The organism is Micromonospora sp. WMMA1363, from assembly GCF_030345795.1.
Classification (GTDB): domain Bacteria; phylum Actinomycetota; class Actinomycetes; order Mycobacteriales; family Micromonosporaceae; genus Micromonospora.
The window spans coordinates 4,143,101-4,160,208 of the sequence record NZ_JAUALB010000001.1 but is presented as its reverse complement, the minus strand read 5'-3'; the positions used below and the strand labels follow the sequence as shown (position 1 = coordinate 4,160,208).

The 17,108-nt window shown below is 70.6% G+C and carries 17 protein-coding genes and 1 tRNA gene; 12 read left to right on the top strand and 6 right to left on the bottom strand.

Annotated elements, in window-relative coordinates:
- The first annotated feature begins 15 nt into the window (after nucleotides 1–15).
- The 3 genes from QTQ03_RS19390 to QTQ03_RS19380 all read left to right on the top strand — a co-directional run bounded on the left by QTQ03_RS19390 (nucleotide 16) and on the right by QTQ03_RS19380 (nucleotide 1,688).
- Nucleotides 16–897, top strand: a complete 882-nt coding sequence (locus QTQ03_RS19390) for a helix-turn-helix domain-containing protein (protein WP_289279280.1) — start codon at nucleotides 16–18, stop codon at nucleotides 895–897.
- Nucleotides 867–1,088, top strand: a complete 222-nt coding sequence (locus tag QTQ03_RS19385) for a DUF397 domain-containing protein (RefSeq protein WP_289280897.1) — start codon at nucleotides 867–869, stop codon at nucleotides 1,086–1,088. Before QTQ03_RS19390 ends, QTQ03_RS19385 begins: the two co-directional genes overlap by 31 nt.
- A 189-nt stretch (nucleotides 1,089–1,277) precedes the next feature.
- Nucleotides 1,278–1,688, top strand: a complete 411-nt coding sequence (locus QTQ03_RS19380; protein WP_289279279.1) for a hypothetical protein — start codon at nucleotides 1,278–1,280, stop codon at nucleotides 1,686–1,688.
- Here the strand turns inward: QTQ03_RS19380 and QTQ03_RS19375 are convergent.
- Nucleotides 1,656–2,324 carry a hypothetical protein gene (locus QTQ03_RS19375; protein ID WP_289279278.1) on the bottom strand — a complete coding sequence of 223 codons (669 nt, stop codon included), beginning with the start codon at nucleotides 2,322–2,324 and terminating at the stop codon, nucleotides 1,656–1,658. The genes QTQ03_RS19380 and QTQ03_RS19375 overlap by 33 nt on opposite strands.
- A gap of 135 nt (nucleotides 2,325–2,459) precedes the next feature.
- On the opposite strand from QTQ03_RS19375, the gene QTQ03_RS19370 reads away from it, so the two are divergent.
- Nucleotides 2,460–4,016: a S8 family peptidase gene (locus QTQ03_RS19370; protein ID WP_289279277.1), complete on the top strand. Its 1,557-nt coding sequence runs from the start codon at nucleotides 2,460–2,462 to the stop codon at nucleotides 4,014–4,016.
- Nucleotides 4,017–4,085: 69 nt separating this feature from the next.
- Here QTQ03_RS19370 and QTQ03_RS19365 read toward each other — a convergent pair whose 3' ends face one another.
- From QTQ03_RS19365 to QTQ03_RS19355, 3 genes are all read right to left on the bottom strand, one after another.
- Nucleotides 4,086–4,889 (bottom strand): WecB/TagA/CpsF family glycosyltransferase, encoded by an 804-nt coding sequence (locus tag QTQ03_RS19365; protein ID WP_289280896.1) that lies wholly within the window; start codon nucleotides 4,887–4,889, stop codon nucleotides 4,086–4,088.
- A gap of 76 nt (nucleotides 4,890–4,965) precedes the next feature.
- Nucleotides 4,966–6,081: an NAD-dependent epimerase/dehydratase family protein gene (locus QTQ03_RS19360; RefSeq protein ID WP_289279276.1), complete on the bottom strand. Its 1,116-nt coding sequence runs from the start codon at nucleotides 6,079–6,081 to the stop codon at nucleotides 4,966–4,968.
- 59 nt (nucleotides 6,082–6,140) lie between these two features.
- Nucleotides 6,141–6,226 (bottom strand) — tRNA-Leu (locus QTQ03_RS19355).
- Nucleotides 6,227–6,450: 224 nt separating this feature from the next.
- Between QTQ03_RS19355 and QTQ03_RS19350 the strand changes: the two genes are divergently transcribed.
- The 8 genes from QTQ03_RS19350 to QTQ03_RS19315 all read left to right on the top strand — a co-directional run bounded on the left by QTQ03_RS19350 (nucleotide 6,451) and on the right by QTQ03_RS19315 (nucleotide 16,131).
- Nucleotides 6,451–7,239, top strand: a complete 789-nt coding sequence (locus QTQ03_RS19350; protein ID WP_289279275.1) for an FHA domain-containing protein — start codon at nucleotides 6,451–6,453, stop codon at nucleotides 7,237–7,239.
- Between the two features lie 6 nt (nucleotides 7,240–7,245).
- Nucleotides 7,246–7,731: an FHA domain-containing protein FhaB/FipA gene (locus QTQ03_RS19345; RefSeq protein WP_289279274.1), complete on the top strand. Its 486-nt coding sequence runs from the start codon at nucleotides 7,246–7,248 to the stop codon at nucleotides 7,729–7,731.
- A complete protein-coding gene (locus QTQ03_RS19340; protein ID WP_289279273.1) occupies nucleotides 7,728–9,152 on the top strand; it encodes a PP2C family protein-serine/threonine phosphatase in 1,425 nt (474 codons plus the stop codon). Before QTQ03_RS19345 ends, QTQ03_RS19340 begins: the two co-directional genes overlap by 4 nt.
- Before the next feature lie 28 nt (nucleotides 9,153–9,180).
- On the top strand, nucleotides 9,181–10,671 hold the full coding sequence (locus tag QTQ03_RS19335) for an FtsW/RodA/SpoVE family cell cycle protein (protein WP_289279272.1): 1,491 nt from the start codon (nucleotides 9,181–9,183) through the stop codon (nucleotides 10,669–10,671).
- On the top strand, nucleotides 10,668–12,173 hold the full coding sequence (locus QTQ03_RS19330; protein ID WP_289279271.1) for a peptidoglycan D,D-transpeptidase FtsI family protein: 1,506 nt from the start codon (nucleotides 10,668–10,670) through the stop codon (nucleotides 12,171–12,173). Before QTQ03_RS19335 ends, QTQ03_RS19330 begins: the two co-directional genes overlap by 4 nt.
- 1 nt (nucleotide 12,174) lies before the next feature.
- Complete coding sequence (locus QTQ03_RS19325; protein ID WP_289279270.1) at nucleotides 12,175–13,518, top strand: serine/threonine-protein kinase; 1,344 nt, start codon at nucleotides 12,175–12,177, stop codon at nucleotides 13,516–13,518.
- The gene (pknB, locus tag QTQ03_RS19320) at nucleotides 13,515–15,347 is read left to right on the top strand and encodes a Stk1 family PASTA domain-containing Ser/Thr kinase (protein ID WP_289279269.1); all 1,833 of its coding nucleotides are present in this window, start codon (nucleotides 13,515–13,517) and stop codon (nucleotides 15,345–15,347) included. The genes QTQ03_RS19325 and pknB overlap by 4 nt, the downstream gene beginning before the upstream one ends.
- 148 nt (nucleotides 15,348–15,495) lie before the next feature.
- Nucleotides 15,496–16,131, top strand: coding sequence for a SanA/YdcF family protein (locus QTQ03_RS19315; protein WP_289279268.1), 636 nt, complete (start codon nucleotides 15,496–15,498; stop codon nucleotides 16,129–16,131).
- Nucleotides 16,132–16,156: 25 nt separating this feature from the next.
- On the opposite strand, the gene QTQ03_RS19310 is transcribed toward QTQ03_RS19315, so the two are convergent.
- Together QTQ03_RS19310 and QTQ03_RS19305 are read right to left on the bottom strand one after the other, a co-directional pair.
- Nucleotides 16,157–16,807, bottom strand: coding sequence for an aminodeoxychorismate/anthranilate synthase component II (locus tag QTQ03_RS19310; protein ID WP_289279267.1), 651 nt, complete (start codon nucleotides 16,805–16,807; stop codon nucleotides 16,157–16,159).
- A gap of 3 nt (nucleotides 16,808–16,810) precedes the next feature.
- Entirely contained in the window at nucleotides 16,811–17,107 is a 297-nt protein-coding gene (locus QTQ03_RS19305) for a hypothetical protein (protein ID WP_289279266.1), read from the bottom strand.
- Between the last annotated feature and the right edge of the window lies 1 nt (nucleotide 17,108).

Genomic DNA, 17,108 nt, shown 5'->3' with positions numbered 1-17,108 from the left:
GCACCGGGTGGCCACGTGAGTGAGCGGCGGAGCCCGACCATCCGGCGCCGGCGGCTGGGCGCGGAGCTGCGCCGCCAGCGCGAGGCGGCAGGCATCACGATCGAGGCGGTCGCCGAGCAGCTCGAGTGCTCGGCCTCGAAGATCTCACGGATCGAGACCGGTCATACCACCGCGACCCCACGCGACGTCCGGGACATGCTCCGGATCTACGGCGTGGTGGGCGCGGAGAGCGACGAGCTGGTGCAGATCGCTCGGGAAGCCCGGCAGAAGGGCTGGTGGCACCCGTACAGCACGGTGCTGGTCGGGGCCTACGTCGGGCTGGAGGCGGCGGCCAGCTCGATCCGGGCGTACGAGCAGCAGGTCGTGCCGGGCTTGCTGGAGACCGAGGATTACGCGGACGCGATGATCCGCGCCGCCCGGCCCGACTTCACGCCGGAGCAGGTCGCACAACGTGTCCGTGTTCGGCTGGGCCGTCAGTCGTTGCTGACTCAGGATGATCCGGTCGATCTGTGGGTGGTGCTCGATGAGGCGGTGGTGAGTCGGCCGGTGGGCGGGGACACGGTGATGCGTGACCAGCTCAGGCGGCTGGTGGAGGTGGCCGAGTTGCCGAACGTGACGCTGCAGATCCTGCCGTTCGAGGTGGGGGCGCACGCCGGTATGGACGGCACCTTCTCCATCCTGAGCTTCCCCGAGCCTGGTGATCCGGATGTCGTGTACGCGGAGAACGCCACGGGTGGGCTCTTCCTGGAGAAGAGCGACGAACTGCAGAAGTACAGCTTCATCTTCGATCACATCCGTGCTGCGGCCATCCGTCCGGAGGAGTCCATCGCACACATCGCGAAACTGGCAGAGGAGCCGCTGTGGAAATGGCGACCAAGGAGTTCCCCGTGGAGCTGACGCAGGCAAGCTGGTTCAAGAGTTCGAAGAGCGGGCCCAACTGCGACAACTGCGTGGAGGTGGCGTACGTGACGGGGGCGGTCGGCGTGCGGGACTCAAAGGACCGGTCGGGTCCGGCCCTGATCTTCAACGCGGGCGGGTGGCAAACCTTCGTCACCGGCGCCCGGGGCGGTGCCTTCGGCCGGAACTGACCGGCGATCCGGTGTCCCTGTCCGGCGCGTCCGGACAGGGACACCGGTCCCGGCCCGTGTCCGCCCGCGCCGCATGCGGGCACCAGGCGCTGTCCCGTCGCCACATCGGTCCCGTCTCGTTGAACCCGTCGGCGGCGCTGGTCGACCACCACCGCACGGATCGGCAACCGAGCGAGGCAGGCGAGACGGATGACGACGATCGGGTCAGAGAACCTCACCAACGGTCCAAGCAAGCCGGAACGGTTCGGGGGAAAGTATCGCGGGGCGCGCCGGGACACCGTGCTGACCGAGGTCGTGTCGACGGAGGCCGAGGTCGGTGAGCGGGAGGGGCAGCCCGCGTCCGCGCCGGACCAGTCCGGTCCGTCGTTCACTCTGCCGTCGCTCGACCCCGACCCGTTGGCCGAGCCGTCGTTCCGGTCCGGTGGCTGGTCGACCGAGCCAGCCGAGTCGCTGGTCGACCACCCCCTGCTGCGTGGCCTGTTGATGGAGTTGCCGCCAAAGGGAAGTGTGCCTCCACCGGGCTGGCTGGACCGCTGGTTCGAGGCGACCCGGGCCATCCTCGAGCTGCTATACGTGCAGGGCACTGGCCGTCCGCGTTGAGGCCCGTGCCGGCGGTCCGGCCCGCTCCGCCAGCCGGCTGTGCCGTAGCGCGTGACGTACGCCGATCGCGGTGACGCCGAGCGCACCGACGGTGATCGCGGGGCCGGTGAGCACGTCAGGGATCAGCGGGCTGGCGAGTCCGGGCAGGATCGCCAGGCCGGTGAGCTGAATCGGAAGCCCGAGCAGTGGATGGGCCGCGGCGGCGCGGAGCCCGTGCGGCGCGGGTGTGCGCGGGGCGGTCGCGAACGCGCGGGCTCCGGCCCGGAGCCGGCGTACCCGGTTCACGGTGCAGGCTGCCACCAGCAATGCCGGCGCCGCGGCGAGGGCGACGGCGGCGGTGGCCCGGTCGGCCGGGGTCGAGCCGGCGCCAGAAAGCCCGGCGAACAGCACGACGGCTGTGAGAACGAGGCCGGTCAGCGTCAGAGCGAGCACGTGGTCAGCTCGCCGACGCAGGACACGGGCATGCGTCGCCCGGGGCAGTCCGTCCGCCAGCGTGCCAGCCGCCAGCCATAACCCGGCGAGCGGAAGTAGGACGACGAGATGACTCTCCATGTCGTACAGGCTCGCCTGATCGGCGGCTGCGCGAATCCGGGCCGGGCCCCGGTTCGCCCCGTAGCCGCGCCCCGTAGGGGGCATCCCGCCGATGTTATGGGCTACTCGGCATGTTTATTTCGCGGTTCGCCGCGCTCTACTCTCAGCTCGATCGGCAGTCATCGATTTACTCGCCATGAACGGGTGGACGGTCCACTGCCGTTCAGAGGGAGGTAGGAGATGGGTATTCCACGTAGGTCCGTCCTGGTCGGGGTGGCCGCACTGGCCATGGTGGCCACCGCGACACCGGCCCAGGCCGCCGAGCCGGTCGGTACGGTCCGCAGCGCTGGCGGCGCCACCGCCGTCGCGGGCAGCTACATCGTGGTCTTCAAGGACAGCGTGGTGAGCCGGCCGGCAGTCGGACCGTCGCTGAACCGACTGCGCAGCAAGCACGGCGGCACCGTGGCCCGGACGTACACCGCAGCCGTGCGGGGTGCCGAGATGCGGCTCAGCGCCCAGGCGGCCGCCCGTATCGCCGCCGACCCGGCGGTCGCGTACGTCGAGCAGAACCACACCATGTCGATCGCCGGCACCCAGACGAACCCCCCGTCCTGGGGCCTGGACCGGATCGACCAGCGGAACCTGCCGCTGGACAACTCGTACACGTACCCGAACACGGCGGGCAACGTGACGTCGTACATCATCGACACCGGTATCCGCACGACGCACACGGACTTCGGTGGGCGGGCGACCTGGGGCACCAACACGGCCGACAGCAACAACACCGACTGCAACGGTCACGGCACCCACGTCGCCGGCACCGTCGGTGGTGCCGCGCACGGCGTCGCCAAGGCGACCAAGCTGGTCGCGGTCAAGGTGCTGAACTGCGCCGGCAGCGGCTCGACCGCGGGCGTCATCGCCGGCGTCGACTGGGTCACCGCGAACGCGGTCAAGCCGGCCGTGGCGAACATGAGCCTCGGCGGCTCGGCGAGCAGCGCCCTCGACAGTGCGGTCGCCAACTCGATCAGCTCCGGCGTGACGTACGCGCTGGCGGCGGGCAACAGCAACGCCAACGCCTGTAACTACTCGCCGGCCCGTACCGCGACGGCGATCACCGTCGGCTCGACCACCAGCAGCGACGGCCGATCCTCGTTCTCGAACTACGGCACCTGCCTGGACATCTTCGCGCCGGGCTCGTCGATCACCTCGGCGTGGAACAGCAGCGACACCTCAACCAACACGATCAGTGGTACGTCGATGGCCTCGCCGCACGCGGCCGGCGCCGCCGCGCTGGTGCTCGGCGAGAACCCCTCGTACACCCCGCAGCAGGTCCGGGACTACCTGGTGGACAACGCGACCAGCGGCGCGGTCGGCAACCCGGGCAGCGGGTCGCCCAACAAGCTGCTCTACGTCGGTGACGGCGGCACCCCGCCCCCGCCGCCGCCGCCCGGCTGCACCGGCACCAACGACACCGATGTCGCGATCCCGGACCGCGGGTCGGCCGTCAGCAGCGCGATCACCATCTCGGGCTGTGACCGGGCCGCCTCGGCCACCTCGACCGTCGCGGTGAACATCGTCCACACCTACCGCGGTGACCTGGTCATCGACCTGATCGCCCCGGACGGCTCGTCCTACCGGCTGAAGAACAACAACGGGGGCGACGGCGCCGACAACGTCATCACCACCTACACGGTGAACCTGTCCAGCGAGGCGGCGAACGGCACCTGGCGACTCCAGGTGCGGGACGTCTACTACTTCGACACCGGTTACATCAACACCTGGACCCTGACCGTCTGAGCCTGGTTCCCACGGGCCGAGGCCCCTTCCGGACCGACCGGGAGGGGCCTCGTGCCGGCCCCGGACGGGTCAGACTCCGAAGCCGACGGGGCGCTCGGTCGCGGGAGCCGGCGGCTCTGCCTTCCACAGGCCGGTCTTCTGCGCGGCCAGCCGGGCGAGGTACGCCGGGTTGAGGACCACGTAGCGCCGCCAGAGCCGCCTCGGTTCCAGGCCGAGCCGCCAGAACCACTCCAGGCCTGCCCGCTGCATCCACGGCGGTGGCTGCTTGAGCAGACCGGCATGATAGTCGAAGGCCGCACCGACCGCCATCAGCGGCATGTCCAGCAGCGACCGCATGGCGTACGCGAAGACCTCCTGGCGCGGGCAGCCCAGCCCGACCAGGACCAGTCGTGCCCCGCTGGTCCTGATCCGGTCGGCGATCTCGGCGTCCTCGCCGGGCTGAACGGCCCGGAACTTGGACGGCTCCACACCGGCGATCTTCAGAGCGGGGAACATCCGCTCCAGTGCCGGGATCAGTTTCCCGAGCGTCGGCTCGGTCGATCCGTACAAATAGACCGGGAGCCCCTCGTCGGCGAAGCGGGCGAGCACGTGCAGGGTCAGCGTCGGCCCGTAGACCCGGTCGGTCAGGCCGGCGCCGTGCAGCAGGTTGAGGGCCCAGCGCACCGGTTGTCCATCCGGAGTGACCAGGTCGAACGAATTCAGCCGGGCGTTGTGCGCCGGGTCGAGCACTCCGGTCATCACGCCGTGCACGGCCAGGGCGGTGAGCGCCAGAGGTCGGCGCTCCTGCGCCGCCGAGACGATCGCCTCAGTCGCTGTGGCGTAGTCGGTGGCGTCGACCAGGACGCCGAGGACGTTGCGTTTTCCCGTGATCATGGTCACGCCTCGCTGGTCGTCGACCGGGCAGCGGCGTGGCAACCGACCGGGCGGGCGATCCGCTCGCTGCCCCCGCTCATGACTGGGGCACCCACTTGTCCGCGTTGGCCTCGTGGATCTCGCGCATGATCATGGGCACGTCGTACACCTGCTTCCAGCCTGGATAGTCGGTCTGGAATGCCTCGTTCGAGCCGATCCACCACTTGTGGTCGCCAATCCGGTTGGCCTCGACGTACTCGGAGATCATCTCGTGGCCGGTGATCTGCTCGGCCAGGGCGAACGCCTCGCGCATCGAGGTGTTGGAGTGACGTCCGCCGCCCAGGTTGTAGACCGCGGCGGACCGGGGGTTACGGAAGAACGCCTCGAACGCGGAGACCACGTCCGAGCTGTGGATCGCGTCCCGGACCTGCTTGCCCTGGTACCCGAAGATCTTGTATTTCCGCCGCTCCATGTTGGTCCGCATCACGTAGCCGAGGAAGCCGTGTAGCTCGGTGGCGGAGTGGGCCGGCCCGGTCAGCGTCCCGCCGCGGAAACAGGCGGTCCGCATGTCGAAGTAGCGGCCGTACTCCTGCACCATGACGTCCGCGGCGACCTTCGAGGCGCCGAAGATCGAGTGCAGGCAGGCGTCGATCGACATGTCCTCCCGGATGCCCTGCTCGTACGGGTGGCCCGGCTCGATCTCCCAGCGGGTCGCCAACTCGATCAGCGGCAGGCTGTTCGGCCGGTCGCCGTACACCTTGTTGGTGGAGCAGTGGATGACCGGCGCCTCGATGCAGTGTTCACGAACGTTCTGCAGGACGTTGAGCGTGCCGGTGGCGTTGACGTCGAAGTCGGTGAACGGGTCGCGGACGGCCCAGTCGTGTGACGGTTGCGCCGCAGTGTGGATCACCACCGCGACGTCCCGGTTGTATCGCCGGAAGAGCTTCGCGAGCGTGTCGCGGTCGCGGATGTCGATGCTGTGGTGAGCGTAAGCGGACCCCAGCTCGTCGGTCAGTCGCCGCACGTTCCACGCGGTCGAGGCCTCCGCGCCGAAGAACTCCTGCCGCATGTCGTTGTCGATACCGACCACGTCGAGACCGAGTCTGGCGAAGTGCCGGACCGCCTCGGAGCCGATCAGCCCACCCGACCCGGTCACGAATGCGACACTCACCTGGCACTCCTGGTCTGTCGGCGGCCGAAACCATCGGAGCATAGCGTGTACGACATGTCCCGACACGCAACGAGAGCTCCGCTAACGCGGAGCCCTCACAGTGGTGGGGAAGGGGGGAGTTGAACCCCCACGCCCTTTCGGGCACACGGACCTGAACCGTGCGCGTCTGCCATTCCGCCACTTCCCCGTGGCTTCGACCCGGAACACCCTAGTGCGTGCCGCTCCCGCTGTCGCCGACGGGCTCCGGACATCGTACGTGTTCCCGATCCTTGCCACTAACAGTTACCTTCGTGGTGCGGTTACCGTTCGTGGCGGACGAAAGAGTAGCACGAGGAGATCGGTCCGGCCGAACGGGTCCGCCAGGCGGCCCGAGCGGCGTGTGAGCTGCGCGCTCGCCGGCCGGATACCATCATGTCCTCGGAACCCGAGGAGGAGCCGGTGAGCGTGCTGCAACGCTTCGAGAAGCGTCTGGAAGGCCTGGTAGAGGGAGCCTTTGCCAAGGTCTTCAAAGGGGTGGTCCACCCCGTGGAGATCCTCAACGCCATGCAGCGGGAGGCCGAGGCGCACAAGGCCATTCTGGCTGGTGGGCGCACTCTGGTGCCCAACCGCTACGTGATCGATCTCTCGCCCTACGACCACAGCCGCCTGGCGCCGTACGCCGCCGCGCTGGCCCAGGAACTGGCCCAGTCGCAGGCGGAGTTCATCGGCGAGCAGGCCTGGACGGTCTACGGCGACGTGATCGTCGAGATCGAACGGGGCGAGGGCCTGGACACCGGCATGTTCCGGGTGACCGCAGAGGTGTATACCGGCGGCGAGGTCGCCCCGGTCTCCGCGCCGGGTTACGACGCCGGCCCGCCGGCCTACCCGGCGTACGACCAGGGGGGTGGCTACGGCCCGCCGCCCGGACACGGCGGCGGCCGCAACGTGCGGCTCGTCTCCGGAGACGGGCGCACCTACCCGCTTCAGATGGGCTCGACCGTCATCGGCCGTGGCGACCAGGCCAACCTGCGCCTGCCCGACGTCGGTATCTCCCGCCGACACGCCCGGCTGGACTTCGACGGTGGCCAGGTGGTGCTGACCGACCTCGGGTCGACCAACGGCACGATGGTCAACGGGCAGCGCGTCTCCGCGGTCGCACTGAACCCCGGCGACATGATCCAGCTCGGCACCACGACGCTGACCTTCCGCGTGGACGGCTGATCCGCCTTGCCGGAACTCGTCATCACCGTCGCCCGGTTCGGGTTCCTGATCCTGCTGTGGATCTTCGTGTTCGCGGTGGTCGGAGTGATCCGCCGAGACCTCTTCGCGGGTGCCCGGTCGGGTCGGCTGGTGGCGGCGCCCCGTGCCGTCGGTGCCTCTCTCGGGCAGGTGACCAAGCCGGCCAAGGCGAAGCGCGGACGGGCGGCCCACCAACTTGTGGTGACCGCGGGTCAATTGGCCGGCACCCGCATCACGCTCGGTGAAGCGCAGATCACCATCGGTCGGGCCGAGGATTCCACCCTCGTGATCACCGACGACTACGCCTCGGCGCGACACGCCCGGCTCGTGCCGCGCGACGGGCAGTGGTTCGTCGAGGATCTCGGTTCGACTAACGGCACCTACCTGGATCGCGCTAAGGTCACCGGACCGACCCCCGTCCCCCTCGGCGTGCCGATCCGGATCGGCCGCACTTCACTCGAATTACGGCCATGACTCTGACCCTGCGCTATGCGGCCCACAGCGACCGCGGTCTGATCCGAGACGGCAACCAGGACTCCGTCTACGCCGGTCCGCGGCTGCTGGCCGTTGCCGACGGTATGGGCGGCATGGCCGCCGGTGACGTCGCCAGCAATATCGTCATCGGTGCCATGGCACCGTTGGACGAGGACGTCCCTGGTGACGCCCTGGTGGACGCGCTTCGCTCGGCCGTCACCAACGCCACCCAGCACCTCCGCGAGACGGTGGACGCCAACCCTCAGCTGGAGGGAATGGGGACCACACTCACCGCGATCCTCTTCTCCGGCAGCAAACTGGGCATGGTGCACATCGGCGACTCCCGGGCGTACCTGCTGCGGGGCGGCGAGTTCGCCCAGATCACCAAAGACGACACGTACGTCCAGATGCTCGTCGACGAGGGCCGGATCAGCCCAGAGGAGGCGAGCAGCCACCCGCAACGGTCCCTGCTGACCCGGGCGCTCGACGGCCGCGACATCGACGCGGAGTACTCGGTTCGTCAGGTCCTCGCCGGCGACCGGTACCTGATCTGCAGCGACGGCCTGTCCGGCGTGGTCAGCGCCGACACCATCGCGGAGACCCTGCGCGAGTACGCCGACCCGCAACAGTGCGTGGAGCGGTTGGTGCAGCTCGCGCTCCGCGGCGGCGGTCCGGACAACATCACCGTGATCATCGCCGACGCGACCGACCAGGACATCGTCGAAGCGACCCCGATCGTCGGCGGTGCCGCCTCCCGGGACCGAGGCATGGCAACCTCCGCCGACGTCTCCACCCCGGCGGCTCGCGCCTCCGCGCTCGCCGCGCCCCGGCCCGCCGCACCGGACGATCCGTCGGCGGTCGTCGACGACGAGCCGGAGCGCCGCCGGCGGCGTCCGGTGCGCGCCACGGCGGTGACTGTGGCGCTGGTCCTCCTCCTGGGCGGTGCGATGTTCGGCGGGTGGAGCTACATGCAGCGGCAGTACTACGTGGGTGCCACCGAGGACGGCCAGGTCGCCGTCTTCCGCGGCATCCAGGGTCAGATCGCCGGCATGGACCTCTCCACCGTGCACTCCACCAGCCCAGCCGAGCTCGACGATCTCACCCTCGCCGCGCAGGAGCAGGTCAAGCAGGGCATCCCGGCCAAGAACGAGCCGGACGCGGCACGCCGGCTGGCCGAGCTGACCGCCGACACCCCGGCGAACCCCAATCTCAAGCCGATCTGCCCGCCGCGCCCGAGCGCGGTCACCGTCACGGCGACGCCGATGCCGCCGCTGACGCCGACGGTGGCACCGGGGTCGCCCACACCCACCGCCAGCGCTCCGGTGGGTACGCCGGCCGCCCCGACCACCACGCCCGACGCCCTGCCCTCGGATCCGGCCGCGCCGGCCATTGACCCGGCCGCGTGCCGGTCGCCCGAGTGAGCGTCGGCTCGACCCGTCAGGACGATCCGTGACCGTATCGGCCAGCCCGGCATCCCCGCCCGCCACGACGGGCGGGCAGCCCGGCGTGCGTCTGGCCCGGTCCCGGCGCAACGCCGAGCTGTCCCTGCTGCTGCTGGCGATGGTGCTGGTCGCCGCGTACGCGGCGATGGTCGAGGCGAATGTGCTCGACACGGTGACCTCGGACTTCTGGGTGCCGGCCGCGGCGCTCGGCGCGGTCTTCCTCGGCCTGCACGTGGCGATCCGGTTCCTCGCCCCCTTCGCCGATCCCGCCCTGCTGCCGGCGGTCGCGCTGCTCAACGGCCTCGGCGTCGGCTTCCTGCACCGGCTGGACCTGGCCCGGGCAACTCCCGCCGAACGGGCTGACCTGGCCACCTTCGCCGGAACCGGTGGACGGCAGCTCGCCTGGACGCTGATCTCGGTGGGCCTCGCCGCCGGGCTGCTCCTCCTGGTGCGGGACCACCGCTCGATTTCCCGGTACGCGTACACCCTGGGGCTCGCCGGCATCGTGCTGGTGATGATCCCAGCGGTGCTGCCGGCGAGTATCTCCGAGATCAACGGCGCCAAGCTCTGGATCCGGGTCGGCGGCTTCTCCATCCAGCCAGGTGAGTTCGCCAAGCTGGCCTTGCTCGCGTTCTTCGCGTACTACCTGGTCCGTAAGCGGGAGGTACTTTCGCTGGCCAGCCGCCGGATCCTCGGCATCGACTTCCCGCGCGGGCGGGACCTCGGCCCGGTCGTGGTGGTCTGGCTGATCAGCCTCCTGGTCCTCGTCTTCGAGAAGGATCTGGGCACCTCGCTGCTGTACTTCGGCATGTTCGTGGTGACGTTGTACATCGCCACGGAGCGGGTCAGCTGGCTACTCATCGGTCTGGTGCTCTTCTTCGGTGGCGCCTACCTCGCGTACGTGCTCGGCAGCACGGTCGGGGGGCCGTTCGCCAACTTCTACCTGCGCGCCGAGATCTGGCTGGACCCGTTCGCCGACCCGTACGAAGACGGCTACCAGCTCGTCCAGGGCCTGCTCGCCCTCGGCACCGGCGGCCTCTTCGGGGCCGGGCCCGGTGGTGGGCAGCCGCTGAAGCTGCCCGAGGTGCAGAACGACTTCATCTTCGCCGGCATCGGTGAAGAGATCGGACTCTTCGGCCTCTCCGCCCTGCTCGTGATCTACCTGCTCATCATCGAGCGGGGGCTGCGCGCCGCGCTGGCGGTGCGTGACTCGTTCGGCAAGCTGCTCGCCGGTGGTCTGGCATTCACCCTCGGGCTCCAGGTCTTCGTGATCGTCGGCGGGATCAGCAAGCTGATCCCGCTCACCGGACAGACCACCCCGTTCCTCTCCGCCGGTGGCTCCTCACTGGTGGCGAACTGGTTGCTCGTCGCGGTCCTGCTCCGGGTCTCCGACGGTGCCCGGCGGCCGGTGTCCGGCGGGGGCGGCGGAGTGCCCCGACCATCCGGTGGGCCGCCGGAACAGCTGCACGGTGCCCCCACGGAGGTGATCAAGCCGTGAACGCGCCACTGCGCCGCGTCGGTATCGTCGTGATGGTTCTGTTCGGGCTGCTCTTCGTGAACCTGAACTGGATCCAGGCCTACAAGGCGGACGAGTATCGCAACAGCGACTACAACGGCCGCGTCCAGGTCGCCGAGTACAAGCGCAAGCGTGGCAACATCGAGGCCGGCGGCACGGCGTTCGCGGTGAGCAAGGAGACCGGCGGGGAGCTGGAGTTCCTGCGCACCTATCCGGGCGGAGCCAAGTACGCCCACGTGCTCGGGTACAAACCGGTGAACCTTGCCGACACCGGCATCGAGAAGTCCGAGAACGACTTCCTCGCCGGCACCAGCGACCAGCTCATCGCCGACCGCCTTCGAGACCTGGTCACCGGTGACGAGACCGCCGGCGCCAACGTCCTGCTCACCATCTCCAAGCGAGCCCAGGACGTCGCGTACGAGCAACTGCGCGAGAACCGCAACGGGGCGACCAAGGGCGCGGCCATCGCCATCGACCCGCGCACCGGCGCGGTGCAGGCGCTGGTCTCCATGCCGAGCTTCAACCCCAACCCGCTGGCCAGCCACGACACCGACGAGGCGGCGGCGGCGTACAACAAGCTCGATCAGGACCCGGACCGCCCCCTGCGGAACCGGGCGCTCGGCGAGGTGCTGCCGCCGGGCTCGACCTTCAAGATCGTGGTGGCGGCCGCCGCGCTGGAGAACGGCGTCACCCCGGAGACGCGGATCCCCGCCGGACCGGAGTACACGGCGCCGACCTCCGGCACCCCGATCAGCAACGCCGCCCCGTCGATCTGCCCCGAGGCGCAGGTCACCCTGATGAACGCGGTGACCGAGTCGTGCAACACGGGCTTCGCCCAGCTCGGCGTCCGGCTCGGCGCCGGCACCATCAAGGAGAAGGCCCGACAGTTCGGCTTCGAACAGGACGACCTGACCGTCGGCCGGCTCGGCGAGGACGGGCAGCGGGTGGCGGCCAGCCGGACCGGCAGCATCGAGAACGCCGACGGCGGCGACGATCCGGCGGCGCTCGCCCAGTCCTCCATCGGCCAGTTCAACGTTCGGATGACCCCGCTGCAGGGCGCCCTGATCGCCGCCACCGCGGCCAACGGCGGTAGCCAGATGCGGCCGTACCTGGTCCGTCAGATCCTCGGCCCGGACCGCACCACCGACTACTACACGGCCAGGCCGCGCGAGTTGCGCCAGCCGGTCAGCGGCCAGGTCGCCGCCGACCTGCGGGAGATGATGGTGAGCGTGGTCGAGAACGGCACCGGCCGGAGTGCCCGGTTCAGCGGCTACACGGTCGGCGGCAAGACCGGCACCGCCCAGTCCGCGCCGAACAAGCTCGACCACGGCTGGTTCATCGGCTTCGCACTGGACAAGGACGGCAACGCGGTCTCCGCCGTCTGCGTCCTGCTGGAGGAGGCGGGCAGCGGCGGCAGCGCCGAGGCGGCCCGGATCGGCGGGCAGATCATGCGGGCGGCGATCAACGACCCCGGGAGTCGCTGACATGCTCAGCCCCGGGGTGCAGCTCGGCAACCGCTACCGCTTGGACGAGCGGATCGCGAGCGGTGGCATGGGGGACGTGTGGCGCGGCACCGACCAGGTGCTCGGCCGGACGATCGCCGTGAAGAGCCTGCTTCCCGCCCTGCTCGACGACCCGGACTTCGCCGAGCGGTTCCGCGGCGAGGCGCGCACGATGGCAACGATCAACCATCCCGGCGTCGTGGACGTCTACGACTTCGGCAACGACCAACAGGTCGCCTTCCTGGTGATGGAATACGTGGAGGGCGACGCCCTCTCGGCGACCCTGAGCCGGGTGGGGCGGCTCACCCCCGCCCGCACCATGGCGCTGGTCGCCCAGGCCGCCGACGCGCTGCACGCCGCCCACCTGAAGGGGATCGTGCACCGGGACGTGAAGCCGGGAAACCTCCTCGTCCGGCCGAACGGGACCCTGGTGCTCACCGACTTCGGCATCGCCCGCTCCGACCTGGTGGCCCAGCTCACCGCCGCCGGGTCGGTGCTCGGCACCGCCTCGTACATCTCACCCGAGCAGGCCACCGGCGGCGTCGCCACCCCCGCGTCGGATGTCTACGCGCTCGGCGTGGTCGCGTACCAGTGCCTCGCCGGTCGGCGGCCGTTCGAGGGTGACAACCCCCTGGACATCGCCATGCGGCATGTCCGGGATACCCCCCGGTCGCTGCCCGCCGACATCCCGCCGCAGGTCCGCGCCGTGGTCGAGCGGGCCATGGCGAAGGATCCGGCCGCCCGCTGGCCCAGCGCCGCGGCGCTGGCCGGGGTGGCCCGCCAACTGAAGGCCCAGCTCTCCCAGGCGGCCCGTGCGGCCGGCCGGGCCACCCCGATCTCCGCGGCGCCCGCGTCGCCGGCCCCGGGCCGGGCCCAGGTGTCGCCACCGTCGGCGGCCCGGACACCGGTGCCGCCCCGCCCGCCGGTCGCGACGCCGCAGCCGCCCCGACCGCCGGCGGTGGCGCCGGTCGCAGCGGCGGCCCCGCGGGCCACGCCGGCGGTCCGGCCACCGGGCGCGTCGGCCCGATCCGGGTACGCTCCGAAGCCACCGCCTCCTCCTCCGCGCAAGTCCCAGGCCGGAAAGGCTTTCCTCGTCGCACTCCTGGCCGTACTGGTCCTGGTCTGTGCCGGCGTGGTTTCCTACTCCCGGTGGGGGGCGACACGCGCCGGATACACCGGCACGCCGGCGCCGGCGCCGACGGTGACGTCCGGCGCGCAGCGGCTCGACGGACGCGACGATCCGACCCGGACGTCGTACCGTCGACAGCAACTGCCCCGGCCGGGCGGCAACGAGACCACGACGAGCGAAGGACGACAGACGCGATGACAGCGCAGGCCCGCCTGCTCGGTGGCAGGTACCAGGTCGGCGAGCTGCTCGGCTACGGTGGCATGGCTGAGGTGCACCGCGGTCGTGACCTGCGGCTCGGTCGGGACGTCGCGGTCAAGATGCTCCGGACGGACCTGGCCCGGGACGCCACCTTCCAGATGCGGTTCCGCCGGGAGGCGCAGAACGCCGCGTCTCTCAACCACCCGGCCATCGTCGCCGTCTACGACACCGGCGAGGAACAGGCGCCTACGGGCGAGACACTGCCGTTCATCGTGATGGAGTTCGTCAACGGGCGCACCCTCAAGGAGGTGCTGGGCGCCGAGGGCCGGCTCCAGCCGCGCCGGGCGCTGGAGATCTGCGCCGACATGTGCGCGGCGCTGGAGTTCAGCCACCGGCACGGCATCATCCACCGGGATATCAAGCCCGGTAACGTGATGCTCACCCAGACCGGCCAGGTCAAGGTGATGGATTTCGGTATCGCGCGGGCCCTGGCCAGCGGCGCCACCACGATGACGCAGACCAGCGCCGTGATCGGCACCGCGCAGTATCTGTCGCCCGAACAGGCCCGGGGCGAGGCGGTCGACGCCCGTTCCGACGTCTACGCCGCCGGCTGCGTGCTCTTCGAGCTGCTCGTCGGGCACCCACCGTTCGTCGGGGACAGCCCGGTCAGCGTCGCGTACCAACACGTACGGGAGGCACCGCCGACGCCGAGCGACCTCAACCCGGAGGTCTCCCCGGCGGTCGACGCGATCGTGCTCAAGGCGCTGTCGAAGAACCCGCTGAACCGCTACCAGAGCGCCGGCGAGATGCGTGCCGACCTGCTCCGCGCCGCCGCCGGCCGGCCGGTGCTGGCCACCCCGGTGATGCGCCAGGAGGAGGAGGCAACCCAGCTCGCCCCGGTCGGGGCCGGCTACCCGGCGTCTGCGCCGGGCGTCCCGCAGACCCAGCAGATCCCGGCCCGGGTCGGCGACCCGCGCCAGCGCCGGGCGTCATCCTGGTTGATCGCTACCTTCACCGCACTCGGCGTGCTGGCGGTGATCGCTTTGATCGTCGCCCTGTTGCAGAGCCAGCAGGGCGACGATCAGGTCGCCGTTCCCGAGGTCACCGGGATGACCCAGGCCCAGGCGTTCGCGGCGATCCGGCAGGCCAACCTGACACCGGACACCGGCACGGAGGTCTTCGGCAGCAACTGCGAGAAGGGACGGGTGGTCAGCCAGGAACCAGGTACGGGCGCCCGGCTGCAACCAAGTCAGGTCGTCCGGGTTCAGATCTGCGGTGGCCCGGCGACGAAGGTGATCCCGGACACTCTGGTCGGCACTTCCTACGAGAACGCCAGGCGGCAGCTGGAAAACGCGGGTTTCAAGGTCAAGCGCACCGACGTCGACAGCGCCGAGCGGGAGGGCACCGTCCTGCGGGTGTCGCCGGACGAGGGCAGCAAAGTAGACGAAGGCGCCGACGTCACCCTCACGGTGTCCCGCGGCAACGTCGGCAAGGTGCCGGACGTGGTGGACCAGTCGGTCGAGGACGCGCGGGACGAACTGAGAGACGCTGGCTACAAGGTCGACATCGAGCAGGGACAGCCGGTCCCGCCGGGCGAGGCCGGCAAGGTGACGCGGCAGGACCCACGTCCGAACACCGAGCTGGTCAAGGGCAAGACGGTCACCATCACCGTGACGGTCGAGGAGGAACCGGAGCCGACCCAGGAGCCGACCCGGGAGCCGACCCAGGAGCCGCCCCCCACGCCGCCGGCCACGCCGACCAACCCCGGCGGCGGTGGTGGTGGTTTGCCCGACCCGACCACGCCGCCGATCCGGCTCCCGAAGGGCTGACCGACCCGTGCCGGGTGGGGTGGGCACGGGCGGTGCCGACCGCGTTCGACCGGTGAGCGTGGGAGGGCCCGGGAGACCTCCGCCGGACGACGCAGTGCGCCCAGCCGGGTGGACCGGCCGGTGGCGGCGACGCCTGGTGTGGGTCGCGATGCTGGGGACGGTCGCGCTGGTCTGCACCAGCCTGCCCTGGTTGTGGACGACCTGCGCCGCACGCGGTCACGTGTACGACGAGGCCGACGCGCCGGCCACCGACGTCGTGATCGTCCTCGGCACCGAGGTGGCTGCGGACCGACGGCAACCGGGGGACCGGCTGGCGGGCCGCCTGGACACCGCCGCCGAGCTGATACACAGCGGGCGGGCCCGGGTGCTGCTGGTGTCCGGCGACGGGGGCGGGACGTCGGGTGACGAGCCGGCGGTGATGACCGCCTACCTCGCCGTGCGGCTCGGTGTCGAGCCTGGCCGGGTGGTGGCCGACCCGTTCGGACTCGACACCTACGACAGCTGCGTCCGAGCCCGGGACGTGTACGGGGTCGAGCGGGCCCTGATCGTCACGCAGTCCTGGCACGTGTCCCGGGCGGTGACGCTGTGCCGACATCTCGGTGTCGACGCCGACGGGGTGATCGCACGCTGCCCCGGCTGTGGGCCCGGCCTGTTCGTCGAGAAGTCCATCCGGGACTACCTGGCCAGTGGCAAGGCGGCGTGGGACGCCGTCCGACGTCGGCCGCCCGCGGTCCGGTCGCCCGCGGACCAGGGCGTCCGGGACGCGCTGAAGGAGCGCGGCTGACCGTCGCTCTGGTGTGCTCGCGACCTCAGCCGGAGCCGAAGGCGGCGCGGCGGCGTACGTCGACCTCGGCGGCGAGTTCGGGCGCGCGCTTCAGCGCCTCGGTGTAGCCGCAGGACGCCAACCAGTTGGCGAGCATCACGTGGCCGCCCTCGGTCAGCACCGACTCGGGATGGAACTGGACTCCCTCGATCGGCAGGGTTCGGTGCCGCATCGCCATCACCACGCCGGAACCGGTCCAGCCGGTGACCTCCAACTCGGCGGGCAGCGTCTCCGGCAGCACCGCCAGCGAGTGGTAGCGGGTCGCCGTGAACGGGTTCGGCAGGCCGGCCAGCACTCCGGCATCGTGGTGCCGCACCTCGGAGGTCTTGCCGTGCAGCAGCTCGGGGGCTCGGGCGACGGTGGCACCGAACGCCTCCCCGATCGCCTGGTGGCCGAGGCAGACCCCGAAGAGGGGCAGCGTGCCGGCGTACTCGCGGATGACGTCCAGGCAGATGCCCGCGCGGTCCGGGCTGCCCGGTCCGGGAGAGAGGAGGACGCCGTCCGCGCCCGTCTTCCCGACCTCGGCGACATCGATCTCATCGTTGCGGCGTACCTCGCACTCCACGCCGAGCTGGCCGAGATACTGGACGAGGTTGAAGACGAACGAGTCGTAGTTGTCAATGACCAGGACGCGCACGGGTCACTCTTCCGGTGAGGGCGTGGGTGGCGGGGTGTTGTTCTCGTCAGTTCGGTACGGCAGGTCGTGCTCGTCGCCCGCAGGCGTCTCTCCGCCGCTGGGCGGCGGGTCACCGGGGAGCGGGTCACCGGGCACGCCGGATTCCTGGGTGACCTGTACGTCGTCGAACGGCAGCAGCGGTTCGGCCCAGGGGAAGGCCACGTACCAGAGCAGCGCGACCATGGCCGAGAGCAGCAGCAGGCTGCCAGCGAGCTTACCCGGCAGACCGAACGGCAGTTTCCGCCAAATCCAGGCGTACATC

What these genes read in the sequence shown, in the direction of transcription:
- QTQ03_RS19365 (WP_289280896.1), bottom strand. Translation starts at nt 4,889, where the DNA reads ATGATCACGGGAAAACGCAACGTCCTCGGCGTCCTGGTCGACGCCACC.
- QTQ03_RS19305 (WP_289279266.1), bottom strand. Translation starts at nt 17,107, where the DNA reads ATGTACGCCTGGATTTGGCGGAAACTGCCGTTCGGTCTGCCGGGTAAG.
- QTQ03_RS19380 (WP_289279279.1), top strand. Translation starts at nt 1,278, where the DNA reads ATGACGACGATCGGGTCAGAGAACCTCACCAACGGTCCAAGCAAGCCG.
- QTQ03_RS19325 (WP_289279270.1), top strand. Translation starts at nt 12,175, where the DNA reads ATGCTCAGCCCCGGGGTGCAGCTCGGCAACCGCTACCGCTTGGACGAG.
- QTQ03_RS19375 (WP_289279278.1), bottom strand. Translation starts at nt 2,324, where the DNA reads ATGCCCCCTACGGGGCGCGGCTACGGGGCGAACCGGGGCCCGGCCCGG.
- QTQ03_RS19370 (WP_289279277.1), top strand. Translation starts at nt 2,460, where the DNA reads ATGGGTATTCCACGTAGGTCCGTCCTGGTCGGGGTGGCCGCACTGGCC.
- QTQ03_RS19350 (WP_289279275.1), top strand. Translation starts at nt 6,451, where the DNA reads ATGTCCTCGGAACCCGAGGAGGAGCCGGTGAGCGTGCTGCAACGCTTC.
- QTQ03_RS19315 (WP_289279268.1), top strand. Translation starts at nt 15,496, where the DNA reads ATGCTGGGGACGGTCGCGCTGGTCTGCACCAGCCTGCCCTGGTTGTGG.
- QTQ03_RS19360 (WP_289279276.1), bottom strand. Translation starts at nt 6,081, where the DNA reads ATGCTCCGATGGTTTCGGCCGCCGACAGACCAGGAGTGCCAGGTGAGT.
- QTQ03_RS19340 (WP_289279273.1), top strand. Translation starts at nt 7,728, where the DNA reads ATGACTCTGACCCTGCGCTATGCGGCCCACAGCGACCGCGGTCTGATC.
- pknB (WP_289279269.1), top strand. Translation starts at nt 13,515, where the DNA reads ATGACAGCGCAGGCCCGCCTGCTCGGTGGCAGGTACCAGGTCGGCGAG.
- QTQ03_RS19385 (WP_289280897.1), top strand. Translation starts at nt 867, where the DNA reads ATGGCGACCAAGGAGTTCCCCGTGGAGCTGACGCAGGCAAGCTGGTTC.